General features: G+C 50.8%; 12 protein-coding genes. 4 read left to right on the plus strand and 8 right to left on the minus strand.

Annotation, left to right across the window (positions count from 1 at the left end; genetic code table 11):
* Positions 1 to 2: 2 nt before the first annotated feature.
* Positions 3 to 938 carry an N-carbamoyl-D-amino-acid hydrolase gene (locus KZZ10_RS11560; RefSeq protein ID WP_259661683.1) on the plus strand — a complete coding sequence of 312 codons (936 nt, stop codon included), beginning with the start codon at positions 3 to 5 and terminating at the stop codon, positions 936 to 938.
* Positions 931 to 1,854 carry an MBL fold metallo-hydrolase gene (locus tag KZZ10_RS11565; RefSeq protein WP_259661684.1) on the plus strand — a complete coding sequence of 308 codons (924 nt, stop codon included), beginning with the start codon at positions 931 to 933 and terminating at the stop codon, positions 1,852 to 1,854. The genes KZZ10_RS11560 and KZZ10_RS11565 overlap by 8 nt, the downstream gene beginning before the upstream one ends.
* Positions 1,855 to 1,878: 24 nt before the next feature.
* Here KZZ10_RS11565 and KZZ10_RS11570 read toward each other — a convergent pair whose 3' ends face one another.
* The 7 genes from KZZ10_RS11570 to KZZ10_RS11600 all read right to left on the minus strand — a co-directional run bounded on the left by KZZ10_RS11570 (position 1,879) and on the right by KZZ10_RS11600 (position 10,318).
* A complete protein-coding gene (locus KZZ10_RS11570) occupies positions 1,879 to 3,135 on the minus strand; it encodes a phenylacetate--CoA ligase family protein (RefSeq protein WP_259661685.1) in 1,257 nt (418 codons plus the stop codon).
* 36 nt (positions 3,136 to 3,171) lie between these two features.
* Positions 3,172 to 3,981, minus strand: coding sequence for an ABC transporter ATP-binding protein (locus KZZ10_RS11575; RefSeq protein ID WP_259661686.1), 810 nt, complete (start codon positions 3,979 to 3,981; stop codon positions 3,172 to 3,174).
* Between the two features lie 68 nt (positions 3,982 to 4,049).
* Complete coding sequence (locus KZZ10_RS11580) at positions 4,050 to 5,387, minus strand: ABC transporter substrate-binding protein (protein ID WP_259661687.1); 1,338 nt, start codon at positions 5,385 to 5,387, stop codon at positions 4,050 to 4,052.
* 87 nt (positions 5,388 to 5,474) lie between these two features.
* Positions 5,475 to 6,551 (minus strand): branched-chain amino acid ABC transporter permease, encoded by a 1,077-nt coding sequence (locus KZZ10_RS11585; RefSeq protein WP_259661688.1) that lies wholly within the window; start codon positions 6,549 to 6,551, stop codon positions 5,475 to 5,477.
* Between the two features lie 10 nt (positions 6,552 to 6,561).
* Complete coding sequence (locus KZZ10_RS11590; RefSeq protein ID WP_259661689.1) at positions 6,562 to 7,491, minus strand: branched-chain amino acid ABC transporter permease; 930 nt, start codon at positions 7,489 to 7,491, stop codon at positions 6,562 to 6,564.
* Positions 7,492 to 7,505: 14 nt separating this feature from the next.
* Positions 7,506 to 8,291 (minus strand): ABC transporter ATP-binding protein, encoded by a 786-nt coding sequence (locus KZZ10_RS11595; protein WP_259661690.1) that lies wholly within the window; start codon positions 8,289 to 8,291, stop codon positions 7,506 to 7,508.
* A 62-nt stretch (positions 8,292 to 8,353) separates the two neighbouring features.
* A complete protein-coding gene (locus KZZ10_RS11600; protein ID WP_259661691.1) occupies positions 8,354 to 10,318 on the minus strand; it encodes an AMP-dependent synthetase/ligase in 1,965 nt (654 codons plus the stop codon).
* Positions 10,319 to 10,540: 222 nt separating this feature from the next.
* On the opposite strand from KZZ10_RS11600, the gene KZZ10_RS11605 reads away from it, so the two are divergent.
* Positions 10,541 to 11,149: a carboxymuconolactone decarboxylase family protein gene (locus KZZ10_RS11605; protein ID WP_259661692.1), complete on the plus strand. Its 609-nt coding sequence runs from the start codon at positions 10,541 to 10,543 to the stop codon at positions 11,147 to 11,149.
* Between the two features lie 38 nt (positions 11,150 to 11,187).
* On the opposite strand, the gene KZZ10_RS11610 is transcribed toward KZZ10_RS11605, so the two are convergent.
* Positions 11,188 to 12,153, minus strand: coding sequence for a Bug family tripartite tricarboxylate transporter substrate binding protein (locus KZZ10_RS11610; protein WP_259661693.1), 966 nt, complete (start codon positions 12,151 to 12,153; stop codon positions 11,188 to 11,190).
* Positions 12,154 to 12,390: 237 nt separating this feature from the next.
* Here KZZ10_RS11610 and KZZ10_RS11615 point away from each other — a divergent pair, with 237 nt between their 5' ends.
* Positions 12,391 to 13,281: an NAD(P)-dependent oxidoreductase gene (locus tag KZZ10_RS11615; RefSeq protein WP_259661694.1), complete on the plus strand. Its 891-nt coding sequence runs from the start codon at positions 12,391 to 12,393 to the stop codon at positions 13,279 to 13,281.
* The last annotated feature ends 27 nt before the right edge of the window (positions 13,282 to 13,308 follow it).

Here is a 13,308-nt window from a genome sequence, read left to right on the forward strand (position 1 = left end):
ACATGACCCGAATCGTTACCGTCGGCGCTGCACAACTAGGTCCCATCCAACGCGCACATTCACGCAAAGAGGTCGTCGCGCGCTTACTGTCCTTACTTGAACAAGGCGCTCGCCACGGCTGTGATCTCGTTGTCTTTCCAGAACTCGCACTCACCACTTTCTTTCCGAGATGGTTTTTTGAGTCACAAGCTGAAATCGATACCTTCTACGAAGCGCAAATGCCCGGACCAGAGACACAAGTTCTTTTCGATACCGCGCGCAAGTTGAAGGTTGGATTTTATTTAGGCTACGCAGAACTCACACAGGAAGATGGCCGCACCCGTCGCTTTAATACCTCGATCCTGGTTGACCAAACCGGAGTTATTGTCGGCAAATATCGCAAAGTTCACCTGCCAGGTCATGCCGAGCACGAGCCTTGGCGCCAGTTCCAGCATCTGGAGAAGCGCTATTTCGAAACGGGTAATTTAGGCTTCCCGGTTTTCCGCGCCTTTGGGGGAATTATCGGCATGGCAGTCTGCAACGATCGACGCTGGCCTGAGACCTACCGTGTCATGGGCTTGCAAGGCGTCGAGATGATCTTGATTGGTTACAACACTCCCGTCCATAACCCCCCTGCCCCTGAGCATGACAACTTGTCACACTTTCATAATGAACTTGTCATGCAGTCTGGCGCCTATCAAAACGGCACATGGGTCATCGGCGTTGGCAAAGGCGGACGCGAAGAAGGCGTCGACCAAATTGGCAACTCAATTATTGTCGCTCCGTCTGGAGAAATCGTTGGCGCCTGCAGCACGCTAGGGGACGAACTCGCCATTGCGCGTTGCGATCTTGACTTGACGCTTTCTTACAAAAACTCAGTATTTAACTTCGCTAAACATCGTGAGCCACATGCCTACGGGATGATTGTCGAACGTAAAGGCGCGATCATTAGTGTTTAGTCCGCAAAATTTATTCGAACGGGCTCATCTGCGCGTCATCGAACGCAATTGGCTCTCAGCCAACCAGATCGTTTTTTATGACTCTGAATATGAAGCCAGCGTTGTCGATACCGGATATATCAAACATCAAGAGATGACCTTGGCGTTAATCCGCGAAGCCTTGGGTGGGCGCAAGTTAACGCGGATTTTGAATACGCATCTACACGCCGATCATTGCGGCGGTAACGCGTTATTAATCAAGACCTACGGTGCAGACCTGCTGTTGCCTAGCGCATCTTTTGATGCGGCGAAAGAATGGATTCCGCTCGCTGCTGACTTTGCCTCGGTCGCCCAGCGCTGTGAGCGCTTTACACCTACTGCGACACTGCAACCTGGATTTTCGATTTCACTGGGCACGCGTCGTTGGGAAATTCATGCGGCTCCTGGCCATGACCCGAGCTCAATTATCCTCTTCGAACCAGTCGAAAAAATCCTGATTTCTGCCGATGCACTTTGGGAAAACGGCTTTGGCATCATCTTCCCCGAACTTGACGGACAAAGTGGATTTTCTGAGCAACAAGCTATTTTAGATCTCATTGAACAACTTTCGCCCCATGTCGTGATTCCTGGGCATGGGAAGATATTTACCGATGTCGAAGCTGCGATCGGACGAGCCCGCACACGGCTTGCTGCGCTGCGTGCTGAACCGATCAAACACGCGCGTCACAGTCTAAAGGCGTTAATACAATTTTTAATGCTAGAGCTCGAGTCGACCTCACGCGATGCCTTAGCGCTTCGCCTTCGCGATGCCAAGCTTATTGGCAACATCTGTGCTTTGAGCCAGATACCACAATCGCAAGCAATCGACTGGGCGATAGATAGCCTGATTGCGGGCGGACACTTAACTGAACTTGATGATCGTATTGTGCTGACCTAGTGCGTCCGCGCGCTGCAAAACACCTCAGCTGTAGTCTCGGGCATCTTCAATGAGTTTTCCATCGTCCGGCAGTGCACCGGCTGCGACAAACTGAATTTCGGCACGCAAGCGCGTCACCTCGCGCACAACCTCTGCCACCTGCAGCGCAAGGTCCGCTACAGATGATCCTGGGACAAGCTCACAACGCACCTCCATCTTGTCCTCGCCGATTCGCCCCGTCAGAACGAGGCGGGCTTTTTTGATCTCCGGAAAGCGACTCGTCATTTGAGCGACCTGCCCTGGATGCACAAACATCCCTCGTACCTTTGTCGTTTGGTCGGCTCGTCCCAACCATCCTTTGATTCTTAGATTAGTGCGACCACACGCAGCCGGCATGTTCAACGAGTCAGGGTGAAAAGCGGATAGATCACCCGTTGCAAAACGAATCATCGGATACTCTTTAGCGAAATGCGTCACCACTACCTCTCCGGTCTCACCGAAAGGCATCGGCGTTGAACCACCGGGCTCGACAATTTCAACAATAACCTCTTCATCCACGATCAGACCCTCGGCCGGGACTGAGCCCTCATACGCGATCACACCGAGCTCGGCCGTCGCATACGCCTGGCTCACCTTGACCTGATGTTGAGCAAACCACCCGCGCAGCGAGGGCGTCAGAGCCTCGCCTGAGACTAACGCCTTTGTCACGATGGCATTTGGTGAGCCTTGCTCTAGGCATTTCTCAATCAATATTTTAAGAAACGAGGGCGTTCCGACATAACCGTTTGGCCTAATCTGTAACATCGCCTGAACTTGCTGTTCAGTTTGTCCAACACCACCCGGAAACACCGTACATCCAATTTCGTGAAGACCGCCCTCTAAGATCCACGCGCCTGGAGTACCGTGATAAGAGAAACCGTTATGCACGATATCGCCTGATTCAAAGCCTGCAGCACGTAAGGCTCGGGCTGAACGAAAATAGTCTATTCGCAGGCCTTGGGGCTCATAGATCGGTCCCGGTGATTGGAACACTCGGCGAAGCTGGTCAACAGAGACGGCTAGCAGTCCACCAAGCGGCGGACTAGCCGTTTGAATTTTAAGTAGATCTGCTTTTCGAAGAACAGGAAGCGCCGAAAGCGCCTGCAGACTGTCCACGTGGTTGACTTGAATAGCCGCGAGTGACGCAGCGTAATACGGTGCATTTTTTTTGGCATGCGTCAATGCACTTTGTAAAGCGAGTACCAAATCGGTATCGCGTTGCTTCGGTGTGCGCAGCTCTAATGGCGTGAGGGTCGTATTCAAGCAAGTCAACCTTACATTCAAATATAGCGAGATAATTTATGCGAGCCAGCGCTTTCGGCGTTTATAGCTCTTTACTTCCTTAAATGATTTGCGCTGCCCACCGCCCATCCCTAAATAGAACTCCTTAACATCTTCGTTATTCCGCAACTCTGCGGCCGCTCCATCCATCACGATACGGCCACTCTCCATGATGTAACCGTAATCAGCATACTGCAGAGCCATATTGGTGTTTTGCTCGGCCACCAAAAAAGTGACGCCTTCTTTTTGATTGAGATCTTTAATGATCTCAAACACTTCTTCAACAATTTGCGGCGCTAAGCCCATTGAGGGCTCATCCAACAGCATGACACTAGGGTTTGACATGAGCGCACGGCCAATCGCACACATTTGCTGTTCGCCGCCCGAGGTGTAAGCTGCCTGCGAGGTGCGGCGTGTTTTTAACCTCGGGAAGTATGCATACACCTTTTCTAAGTTCGCACTGATCTGCGCTTGACTCTTTAAAATATACGCCCCAGCCAGTAAATTCTCTTCGATCGTAAGATGAGCAAAGCAGTGGCGGCCTTCCATGACCTGCACGACTCCGCGCTTCACAAGATCAGCAGGCGTCAGATTTTCGATCCGTTCTTCCCTCAAGGCGATGGAACCCTTAGTCACCTCACCACGCTCAGCACGTAAAAGATTTGAGATCGCACGCAAGGTAGTGGTCTTGCCAGCACCGTTGCCACCCAGAAGGGCAACAATTTGCCCCTGAGCGACCTGTAGCGACACACCCTTCAAAACGAGAATCACGTGGTTGTAGATAACCTCGATGCCGTTTACATTCAAAACGATAGAGGGACTATTCATAGACAGCGTCTCTTCATGGTGTGTGGAATCTATACCCGCTGGCCCAATGAGGACCAGCGGGATCCGCCTTACTGCTGGCAGTCCTCTTTAGAGCGACGGGTCATCTTCTTCTCCGCGGCATATTTTTCAGCCGACGCTTTGACCATCGGATCAATCAGACTCTTGTCTGCTTGAAGCCAATCGGACGCCCAAACAAACTTAGCACCATCCCAAGTGTGGACACGAGCCCACGCCGACCCCATATGATCACTACAAGTCGTAGCCACAGGGCGCATCACACCTTTGAAACCTAACGCATCCAGATCGGCTTGAGTCAGGTTCAGGTTTTCATAACCCCAGCGAGCTTGCTCTGGCGTGACAGGCTTACCTTTTCCAAACTTAGCCTGTGCGGCACGGGCGCCCTCTACTGAAAGCATGGCACCAACAACGCCACGCATATAGAGCACTTGACCAACTTCGTTACGCGGCCCGACTCCCTGCCCTTTGTCATACACCATGGATAGAATTTGCTTAACCACATCAGACTGTGGTTCGGCGCCGTGCTGCATCATGACTGCGCTATAACCTTTAGCGGCAGCACCAACATCTTTTAAATCAGGCTCAGCACCAGACCACCAGGTACCAAACATCTTCTCGCGAGGGTAACCCACCGCGATCGCTTCACGGATAGCAGTCGGTGTCATGACACCCCACGTTTGCAAAACGACATAGTCTGGTCTTTGTTGGCGCACTTGTAGCCAGATAGCCTTTTGCTCAACACCTGGTGCTGGGATTGGAAGCAATTGCAATTGAAAACCGTGTTTTTTTGCACGCTCTTCCATAATTGGCAACAGCTCTTTTCCAAACGGGCTATCGTGATACGCCACGGCAATTTTTTTACCTTTCAGCTTGTCCCAACCACCTTCCTTGTTGGCGATGTGCTGCAACACAGTGTCGCCCGCAACCCAATAGTGTCCGATCAGAGGGAAGTTCCACTTGAAGATATCTCCATCGGCCGAATCGCTACGACCATAGCCGGAGGTGATCATTGGAATCTTGTCAGCAGGAATCTTCTCAGTTAACGCGAAAGTGATGCCAGTCGATAGAGGCTGGAATACCGTGGCTCCACCATGCTTTCCTTTCAAACGCTCGTAACACTCAACGCCTCGGTCAGTCGCATAAGCGGTTTCACACTCTTCAACAAGCGTCATCACGCCATTGATCCCACCACGCGCATTCACAAGCTTCATGTAATCGGCGTAGCCATTGGCAAATTGTGTTGCATTGGGCGCGACTGGACCCGTACGACCGGTCAAGCTAGGAAAAAACTGTACCTTTTCCTGCGCGGTAGCTACTGATGTGCCCACCACACCCGTCAACCCCGCGGTTGCGAGGGCGAGTCCTAAAGCAATCTGTCGAAATTTCATGGATTGTCTCCTATTGCATTAAACACCGGTTAAAGCAGCGAAAGCCCTAGCTCTCTGGGTGTCGTCAGAGTACTGAGGTACAAAAAATCAATGCGGGAATGGCCAAAGACGCAGCTTCTGTTTTCCGATACTCCAAAGTTTGGCTAACCCATGCGGCTCGGCGATAAGGAACCACACGATCAATACGCCGAAGATCATGAACTCGGCGTGCGAAATCATTGCGGTCGAAACAGTTACCCCAATAAGATTGCCAACCCAAGGTAGCGCCTGGTTTAGAAATATCGGCAAAATCACAATAAAAGCCGCCCCAAAGAAGCTACCCATAATGGAGCCCATCCCGCCGATAATCACCATGAAAAGCAATTGGAACGATCGATCAATCGAAAACGCGGCCGGCTCCCAAGAGCCTAGGTGCACAAAAGCCCACAAGCCGCCTGCGACTCCGATAATGAACGAACTGACCGCAAAAGCGCTGAGCTTGGCATACATGGGTCGAATGCCAATGACCGCAGCAGCCACGTCCATATCGCGAATCGCCATCCATTCACGACCGATCGCACCGCGCACCAAGTTCTTGGCTAAGAGTGCGAACGTCGCAGTAAAGGTCAGACAAAATAGATATTTCTCAACCGGCGAGTCGATTGTCCAACCCAAAAAACTGAGATTAGAGACCGCAACAGATCCCGAAGAACTGCTGTTGGTAAACCAACCAATTCGAGCAAACGCCCAGTCGCAAAAAAACTGTGCTGCGAGGGTAGCCACTGCGAGATAAAGCCCCTTGACACGTAGGCTCGGAACACCGAACACGATTCCGACCAGCATCGCGAAAAAGCCACCCGCGAGCAACGCTAGGACTAACGGCATATCCTCGATTCGAACAAAGACGTTATAGGCCATATAGGCGCCCACAGCCATAAAAGCGCCCGAGCCCAACGAAATCTGTCCACAGTAGCCCACCAAGATATTTACACCGATGGCCGCCAAGGACAAGATAACAAACGGAATTAGAATCGCTCGAAAAAGATAGCCATCGGCAAGAAAGGGCACGCCGATAAACGCAAAGGCAATCAACGCTAAAACTGCCCAGCGGTCCTGGGCAATCGGAAAAATCTGTTGGTCGGCTCGGTAGGCAATCTTGAACTGGCCGTTTTCTCTGTAGAACATGCTAGTCCTCCTACACCCGGTCAATAATCTTTTCACCGAACAAACCTTGCGGTCTGAACAGCAGGAACACAAGCGCTAAAACGTAAGCGAACCAAATTTCAATACCACCACCCACCATCGGTCCTAAGTAGACCTCTGAGAGCTTCTCGCCGACGCCAATAATCAAACCGCCTATGATTGCCCCGGGTACGGACGTCAACCCACCAAGAATGATGACCGGAAGGGCTTTGAGTGCGACGGTAGTCAAGGAAAACTGAACACCAATCTTAGATCCCCAAATGATGCCCGCGACCAAAGCTGTAATGCCTGCAACAAACCAAACAATGACCCACATCCTATTCAAAGGAATACCGATTGATTGAGCGGCCTGATGATCGTCAGCAACAGCTCGTAACGCCCGCCCAGTTGTAGTCTTCTGAAAGAACACAGACAGAACAGCCACAAGAGTCGCAGCAATCAGGGCCGCAATCAGATCTTCCTTGTTGACCAGCAAGCCCCCTTGAAATAAGTTATCCAAGACAAAGATCGGCTCTTTGGGCATGCCAACATTGATACGGTAGACCGCACTACCAAAAATAGTCTGACCGAAGCCGTCAAGAAAGTACGTGATGCCAAGTGTTGCCATCAAAAGTGTTACGGCTTCCTGATTAACCAGATGACGCAATACCAGGCGCTCTACTAGCCAAGCAAAAACTAGCATGCACATTGCGGCCAACACAAATGCAATGGTGTTGGCGAGCAGCATGCTTTCAAAACCTAACCAGGCTGGCACCCACTCTGAGAAACGCGCCATGGCCAGTGCGGCAAACAGCACCATGGCACCTTGAGCGAAGTTAAAAACGCCTGAGGCCTTAAAAATCAGAACAAATCCAAGAGCAACCACTGAATACAGCACTCCCGCCATTAGGCCGCCAAGCGTGGTCTCCAGGAAAAAAGCCATCTATGTCTCCGTGTTTAGTGCGATGTGCCAAGATAGGCTTGAATCACTTCGTCGTTGGCACGCACCTCATCTGGCGTACCGTCACCAATCTTTTTCCCGTAGTCCAACACCACTACGCGATCACTAATATCCATCACCACACCCATGTCGTGCTCAATCAGGACGATGGTTGTACCAAACTCATCTTTAACATCCATGATGAAGCGACACATATCCTGCTTTTCTTCGACGTTCATCCCCGCCATGGGCTCATCGAGAAGCAGTACCTGAGGCTCCATTGCTAGGGCACGCGCCAGATCGACACGTTTTTGTAAGCCATACGGAAGCTGACCTACCGAAGTTTTCCGGTAGGCCTGAATCTCTAAAAAATCAATGATGTGCTCAACTTTCTCGCGATTGGCGATTTCTTCGCGCTCTGCAGGTCCGAGACGAAGCGCTTGCAACAAAATATTGCTTCGGATGTACAAATTACGACCAGTCATAATATTGTCGATCACGCTCATACCTTTAAAGAGCGCCAAGTTCTGAAAGGTGCGCGCGATGCCCATTTTGGCAACTTGACGACTGTTCATATGACTAAAAGTCTGGCCCCTAAAGGTGATTGATCCTGCCTGGGGCGTGTACACCCCATTAATACAGTTGAGCATCGAGCTCTTACCCGCTCCATTTGGACCGATAATCGCTCTAATCTCATGCTCTCTCACATTAAATGAGATATCCGTCAGCGCATTGACTCCTCCGAAGCGCAAGCTAATGTTTTCAACATCTAAGATGACATCGCCAATTTGCCGATTTGCCATTTACGATCCTTGTTTTCTTAAGAATACAGGTCCGACGCGATTGACAGTACGTTGAGCGGTCGTCATGCCTTTCCCACGACAAACGTAGGGACCTCGTGTATCTTCAACGTTGCCGAGACCTTGCCTTCCCGTCCATCTTCAAAGCGCACCTGAGTCTCGATGAATTGCTCGGATAAACCGCCGTATATCGCGCTTACAAGCGGTGCATACTTGCTCTCGACAAATCCACGCCTTACCTTGCGTGTGCGCGTCAACTCATCGTCATCGGGATCAAGCTCCTTGTGCAACACCAAAAACTTAGAGATTTGGGCATGCCCGAGCATTGATTCTTTAGATAATTCTTCGTTCATCTTTTCAATACAGCCACGGATGAGTTCAGCCACAGCAGCATTGCCCGCTAAATCTACATAGCCACTATAGGCAATGTTACGGCGCTCGGCCCAATTTCCAACGGCTTCAAGATCGATATTCACAAATGCACTTATCGTTTCGCGTCCCGAGCCAAACACAACGGCTTCTTTAACAAAACTAAAGAATTTCAGCTTGTTCTCTATGTATTTAGGCGCAAACACTTTTCCATTTGCTAGCGTAGAGACATCTTTGGCGCGATCGATAATACGAAGGTCTCCGTCGCTATCGATAACACCAGCATCTCCTGTGCGGAAGTAGCCATCTGCGTCAAACGCCTCATTGGTCGCCTCTACGTTTTTATAGTAACGATCCATCATAGACACGCCACGCACTAATACCTCGCTGTTGTCTCCGATACGAATCTCAACGCCGGGGGATGGTTTTCCAACCGAGTCATATTTAACCTCGCCGTCTCGTTGGATGCAGACATACGCGCATGTTTCCGTTTGTCCGTATAGCTGTTTCAAATTCACACCGATAGACCGATAGAATCTGAATAGGTCTGGACCAATCGCCTCCCCCGCTGTGTATGCAACACGAATGTTGCTCATACCCAAGGTATTGCGTAACGGGCCGTACACAAACATATTGCCCAACGCGTACAACAGGCGCTGCCCCAAGGACACCGGCTTGCCGTCCAATAGATTGGAGCCGCATTGCCGAGCAACACTCATGAAGTAATCAAACATTTTGCGCTTGATACGACCAGCATCTTCCATACGAATCGTGACGGAAGTCAGTAGCCCTTCGTACACGCGTGGTGGTGCGAAGTAATACGTTGGACCGATCTCTTTCATATCTGTACTGACAGTCTCTCGCGACTCAGGACAATTTACTGTAAATCCTGAGGCCAAACACTGGGCCATCGAAAACAAAAAGTCGCCAACCCAAGCCATTGGAAGATACGCCATCACACTATCAGCAGGCGACAGCGCATCAACCTCACAGGCGCCTCTGCCGGCACCGATCATTGATGCATGTGTTTGGCAAACGCCTTTGGGCTTACCCGTCGTACCCGATGTATAGAGAATCACACTGACATCACTGGACTGACCAAGTGCAACTTGCGCATCAAAGTAGTCAGGCTTTGCTTGATTGAAGCTGCGCCCTGTCTCCAAAAGCTCATCAATAAAGCAAAGCCTTGCGTCGTCATAGCCCCTCATCCCTCTTGGATCGAGATAGAAAATATGGCGTAATGCAGGAATCTGATCTGCTATTTCAAGCAGCTTATCGACTTGCTCCTGATCTTCTGCGAACGCAAAACCGATCTCCGCATCCTGCAACACATAGGTCATTTCTGTTGCGACTGCGTCCTGATATAACGGCACAGCAGTGCCGCCAAGCGCATGGGCAGCCATCATTGCCTGATATAAGCGAGGCCGATTGTCACCAATGATGCCGAGGCTCATGCCGCGGCCAAAGCCCTTGCTTGCTAGTCCGCCAGCCAGTTCACGCACAGTCTTAGCTGCGTCTGCCCAAGACTCCGTCTGCCAAATGCCAAGAAACTTCTCGCGATACGCAGGATGCGCTGGCCGTACCCGCGCGTGTGCAAGCAATAGTCGAGGAAACGTCGCATCGCGCGTTAAGTCGAGACTTTCTTGAGGCTGGCTAGACATGCGTAAATAACCTTTTGGTCTAATGCAAGCATACGTAGTTATAAAGCACCTGCCATTGAAACGGCTTGAACTTGCATGATTCTTACGGGTATCTAGGCCGAGGCATGACAACAGTAACAATGCTGCTATGCAGCATTGTCTGCTTCTTGCTCTTTCTTCTCGTTCTAATCTTTTTTCCCTACACTGCGGACTACCCCTCGCAAACCAACAAAGAGAAACACCGTGAACGCACCAGACAACCAACGCTTTGCTCGTATCCATACTGATCAAATGACAGCGGATCAGAAGATTTACTTCAACTCCCTCATGGCTGGTCCGATCTCTGGCACGGGGAGCAAAGGCGTCGTACAAGGTGCAACCAGCCTAGGCGCTCCATTCAACGTTTTTTTGCGCAGTCCTGTCTTAGCCGAACGCATGCGTAAGGTGGGCGAATATCTTCGCTTTGAAAGCACGATCCCTAAGCGTCTGAATGAGTTTGCAATCCTGATCACCGCGCGCACCTGGACGGCGCAATACGAATGGTATGCACACCTGCGACTAGCACTCCAAGAGGGCTTGGATCCCTCTATTGGTGAAGAGCTTGCTTTGGGTAAGCGCCCCTCCAAGATGCAAGCCGATGAAGAAGCTGTCTACAACTTCTGCCATGAATTACACACCAAGCACGGTGTGAGCGATGCACACTACCAAGCAGTCCTCGACCTTTTTGGCGAACAAGGGGTCGTGGATTTGATGGTCGTAAGTGGCTACTACGTGATGGTCGCCATGGCGTTAAATGTCAATCGCTCACCGCTGCCTGAGGGAGCCATACCGATTCCCGACCTGAGCAAATGAGCGACTGAGAACGATTGAAGGCATGACTGCCTTCAATCTTAGTTACGTTCGAGGTTCACGGAATCAGCCGTGACTTTCCAAATCTCGAGCTGATCTTTATTGAACTTTGCCATCTCAGCCGGGGTGGAACTTTGAACCTCAAAAGCAATCTTACCGAGTGCATCGCGAACATCCTTACGCGCTGCAACGTTCTTCATGGCGACTGCCACACGGTCGACGACCTCCTTGGGTATGCCTGCGGGTCCATACAGTCCGGCCCAAGGCACAATCGTCATCCCCTGAATTCCAACTTCCTCTGAAGTAGGTGTATTAGGGACCAAGGGGCTTCGATTAGGTAACGAGGTCATCAGGACTCGCAGCCGCCCTTCCTCCACCTGCTGCAAAGCAGAGCCCGGAGTTCCCAGCAACACCTGGATTCGACCCGCGATCAAATCAGTCGTGGCGGCTGCATCTCCTTTGTACGGAACATGAACCATATCAAGCTTGGCTTTTTGCGCAAACTGAGCAGTCGTCAAAATGCTGGTGCCGTTACCACTGCCGTAATTCACTTTGCCAGGATTGGCCCGGACATACGCCAAAAACTCTGCCATATTTTTAGCGGGCAAGTCGGCGTTTATAAATAGAAAGAAACCAAATTTGCCGACCATAGAAATAGGCGTAAATGCGGTCAAAGGATCATAGGGAGGGACCTTTCGCATAGTCGGTGCCGCATTCAGGCCTGTCGTCGTTGCAAACAGCAAGGTGTAGCCATCGGCGGGCGAGTTAATTGTCGCCATCCCAGCAATGGCGCCGTCAGCGCCACCGCGATTGTCAATGATGATGGGCTGGCCCAAGTCCTCTGAAAGAGCCTTCATCACAATACGAGCCGTCATGTCAGCAGCACCTGCTGGCGGAAAGGGAACAATCATTTTGATGGGGCGATTGGGATAGCTCTGGGCGAGACTCGCCGCAGTCAGTCCACAGAAGACCAGCGCCGAAAGCCAAACTTGAAGAACTTTCTTCATTTATTTACTGCTCCTTTAGGCGAAAGAAACTAAGTCATATTTTGATGAAATACAAGAAGAGAGAGAAATAGTCTGACCAAGTCATTTCGTCTACAAGGGTTATCCAGTGTTCCTCCTTTCCGCAGGGAGTTGAGCTAAGCCGTGTCGGAGCCTTTTTTAGTGATCGAGTGGTTAAATACCTACCTTCGATAGAATTATTCAACACCATCATCAAAAAAACGAACAAGGAGCTAGATCATGAAAGTCGGTCTCATCGGAGCAGGCAACATCGGGCAGCATTTCGCCACGCGCATCCTCGCGTCCGAACATCAACTCGTGATCTTTGATCTAAACAAAGACGTGATGAAGCGCTTTACTGAGCTCGGAGCCGAGCCAGCGACTAGCGTGCAAGATCTCGCCTCGAAGGTTGAAACTGTTTTCCTCTGCCTCCCAGTCCCTGCCGCAGTGAAGTCTGTCGCAGAAGACCTAGTAAAAGGGACAATGATGCACACACTGATCGACTTATCGACGACGGGTCCTTCTGTCACAAAAGAGGTCTACGCCATCATTGCACCGAAGAAAATTGGCTTTGTTAGCGCTCCAGTCAGCGGAGGCACCGTCGCCGCTCAGCACGGCACCTTAGCGATCATGGCCGGCGGTGATGAAGGAGCATTCCAACTCGCCGAACCTATTCTAAAAATTATCGGTAAAAATATCTTCTATCTTGGCGCTGAACACACGCTTGGCCAAACAATGAAAATCATCAATAACACGCTCTATGCAACAAGCATGCTCGCAAGCTGCGAGGCACTGGTATACGGTGTGAAAGCAGGCCTTGATTCAAAAACGATGTTAGACGTCCTCAACGTATCAAGCGGCCGTTCGTTTGCCACGCTGGAACGCATCCCACAATGCGCACTTGATCGCAGCTTTCCCACGCGTTTTACGACCGAGCTTCTACATAAAGATATCAAAATGTGTCTGGATGAGGCAGAAAAAATTGGTGCGCCTATGCTTATTAATCAAACTGCACGGCAATTTCTAGCCTTTGCCATGACACAGGGCGATGGACCCAAAGATAATCTCGTACCAATCCGGCATTTCGAACAATGGGCGGGCGTTGAATTCGGCAGCGCTCCAAAGAAATAGTCTTCACACATGCGCGCATTGTTGATA

The organism is Zwartia hollandica, from assembly GCF_019923725.1.
Lineage (GTDB): Bacteria > Pseudomonadota > Gammaproteobacteria > Burkholderiales > Burkholderiaceae_B > Zwartia > Zwartia hollandica.

Excerpts from the sequence above, each read along its gene's own strand:
- KZZ10_RS11560 (WP_259661683.1), top strand. The coding sequence starts at position 3 with ATGACCCGAATCGTTACCGTCGGCGCTGCACAACTAGGTCCCATCCAA.
- KZZ10_RS11575 (WP_259661686.1), bottom strand. The coding sequence starts at position 3,981 with ATGAATAGTCCCTCTATCGTTTTGAATGTAAACGGCATCGAGGTTATC.
- KZZ10_RS11580 (WP_259661687.1), bottom strand. The coding sequence starts at position 5,387 with ATGAAATTTCGACAGATTGCTTTAGGACTCGCCCTCGCAACCGCGGGG.
- KZZ10_RS11585 (WP_259661688.1), bottom strand. The coding sequence starts at position 6,551 with ATGTTCTACAGAGAAAACGGCCAGTTCAAGATTGCCTACCGAGCCGAC.
- KZZ10_RS11590 (WP_259661689.1), bottom strand. The coding sequence starts at position 7,491 with ATGGCTTTTTTCCTGGAGACCACGCTTGGCGGCCTAATGGCGGGAGTG.
- KZZ10_RS11595 (WP_259661690.1), bottom strand. The coding sequence starts at position 8,291 with ATGGCAAATCGGCAAATTGGCGATGTCATCTTAGATGTTGAAAACATT.
- KZZ10_RS11600 (WP_259661691.1), bottom strand. The coding sequence starts at position 10,318 with ATGTCTAGCCAGCCTCAAGAAAGTCTCGACTTAACGCGCGATGCGACG.
- KZZ10_RS11610 (WP_259661693.1), bottom strand. The coding sequence starts at position 12,153 with ATGAAGAAAGTTCTTCAAGTTTGGCTTTCGGCGCTGGTCTTCTGTGGA.
- KZZ10_RS11615 (WP_259661694.1), top strand. The coding sequence starts at position 12,391 with ATGAAAGTCGGTCTCATCGGAGCAGGCAACATCGGGCAGCATTTCGCC.